Annotated in this window: 2 protein-coding genes; both read left to right on the top strand. The window is 67.4% G+C overall.

Going from position 1 to position 2,390, the window contains the following annotated elements; genetic code table 11:
* The coding region (locus VF497_RS10810) for an MFS transporter (protein ID WP_330888534.1) at positions 1-778 on the top strand (778 nt) is incomplete at its 5' end.
* A 154-nt stretch (positions 779-932) separates the two neighbouring features.
* Entirely contained in the window at positions 933-2,348 is a 1,416-nt protein-coding gene (locus tag VF497_RS10805) for an MBOAT family O-acyltransferase (protein WP_330888532.1), read from the top strand.
* Positions 2,349-2,390: the final 42 nt, after the last annotated feature.

Here is a 2,390-nt window from a genome sequence, read left to right as displayed (position 1 = left end):
GCTCGCGTTCGTGGCCAGCCTCGCGTTCCTCGTCGGCCTCGTGCTGATCGTCAACGCCGGCCTGTTCGGCCTCGGCGGCAAGACCGGGCTGATGCTGCTGCCCGTGCTCGGTTCGCTGCTCGCGATCGCGGTGCTGCCTGCGCGCTATCGCGCCGTGTTCGCGGAGCGCGATACCTGGGCGATGATGCTGATCTATTCGATCACGTTCGGCGGCTTCGTCGGCATGTCGTCCTACGTCGTGCTGCTGCTGACCAACCTCTACGGCATGAGCAAGATCGACGCCGGCCTGTGGATGGCCGCGCTCGCGTTCACCGGCGCGATGGTGCGGCCGCTCGGTGGCGCGCTCGCCGACCGCATCAGCGGCGTGCGCGCACTCGGCGTGCTGTTGCCGGTGATCGCGCTCGCCGACCTCGCCTTCGCGCTGTGGCAGCCGCCGCTGGCCGGCGGCATCGCGCTGTTGTTCGTGCTCTATTTCTGCTTCGGCCTCGGCAACGGTGCGACGTTCCAGCTCGTGCCGCTGCGCTGGCCGGACAAGACCGGCACGATGGCCGGCATCATCGGCGCGGCCGGCGGCATCGGCGGTTTCTACTTGCCGGTCGTGCTCGGCATCGCGCGCGACACGAGCGGCAACTACGGCTCGGGATTCCTGTTCCTTTCCGGGGTCGCGGCGCTCGCTTTCGTCACCCTGCTCGCGCTGCGCGGAAAATGGCTGGTCTGGGCGCGACCGGAGGAAGCGGACGAACCCGCGCTCGGCGAGCCCATCGCCGTGGCGGAATAACGCTTGTCCGCCTTCCCCGCGCGGGGGAAGGCGGACTGAGGGCCCGGCGGGCAGGGCCCGCGAGTGGCCACTTCAACCCGCCGATTGCGGCGCGGCGCAATCAGGCGCATGCTCCGTCGCGCAGTAGCGATCCAGATCGTCGGTTGGGGGAACCATGGTCTTCAATTCGCTCACGTTCGTCGTGTTCTTCGCCTGCGTGCTGGTGTTGCACAACCTGCCGCTGTCCTGGACCACGAAAAAGGTCAACCTGCTGGTCGCGAGTTACCTGTTCTACTCGGCGTGGAACCCGCCGTTCGTGATCCTGCTGTGGGTGTCGACCGTCGTCGACTGGTACGCCGCGCAAGGCCTGGTCAAGGCGCGACGCGAGTCGGCGCGCCATGCCTGGATGCTGCTCTCGGTCGTCGCCAACCTCGGCATGCTCGGCTATTTCAAGTACGGCCAGTTCTTGGTCGACAACTTCGGCGCGCTGATGGGCACGCTCGGCATCGCCTGGCAACCGGCACACTACGACATCGTCCTGCCGGTCGGCATCTCGTTCTACACGTTCGCGACGATGTCGTACACGCTCGACGTCTACCTGCGCCGTGCCGCGCCCGCGAACAACCTGCTCGACTACGCGCTGTTCGTCACGTTCTTCCCGCACCTCGTCGCCGGGCCGATCATGCGCCCGACCGAACTCGTGCCGCAGTTCGAGCAACCGCGCAAGGCGAGCGGTGATCAGCTGCGTTTCGGCCTCGCGCTGATGACGCTGGGACTGTTCAACAAGGTCGTGCTCGCCGACAGTTTTCTTTCGCGCGTGGCTGAGCGCGTCTACGACGGCGACAAGGTCCCCGGCATGCTCGACGCCTGGGCGGCGACACTGGCTTTCAGCGGCCAGATCTTCTGCGACTTCGCCGGCTACTCGACGACCGCGATCGGCGCAGCCTTGTGCCTCGGCTTCGCCATGCCGGACAACTTCCGCTTCCCGTACGCCGCGATCGGCTTCTCTGACTTCTGGCGGCGCTGGCACATCACGCTGTCGTCATGGCTGCGCGACTACCTCTACATCCCGCTCGGCGGCAACCGCCACGGCGAGCGCCGCACTTACGCCGCGCTCATGGCGACGATGCTGCTCGGCGGCCTCTGGCACGGCGCGAGCTGGACCTTCGTCGTCTGGGGCGGACTGCACGGCCTGTATCTCGCCGTCGAGCGCCTCCTGCGTGCGCGCTTCGCCGGCTACCGGCCCGGCCCGACGATGCTCGTGGCACTCGGCCTGCTCACGTTCGCGCTGGTCAACATCACCTGGGTGTTCTTCCGCGCCAAGACGTTCGACAAGGCCTGGAGCGTGCTGCGCGGCATGTTCGGCACGAATGCGGCGACCAAGCCGATCCTGCCGATGTTCGGGCTGCTCACGGTCGGCGTGATCGTCGGCGGCATCGTTCTCACGCACTGGTACATGCGCGGACGCACGCTCGAGTCCGTCGTCGCGCGCGCGCATCCGGCCGCAGTGTGCATGGTGTGGGCGCTGCTCGCGTTCGCCGTCGTCATCGCGCAGGGATCGGGCGCCGCCTTCATCTACTTCCAGTTCTGAGGTGCGCGCATGAGCCTCGATTCGCGAACCCAATTCGACGCC

It is taken from the genome of Rudaea sp., assembly GCF_036383415.1.
Lineage (GTDB): Bacteria > Pseudomonadota > Gammaproteobacteria > Xanthomonadales > Rhodanobacteraceae > Rudaea.
This window is presented reverse-complemented; position numbering and strand designations above follow the sequence as displayed.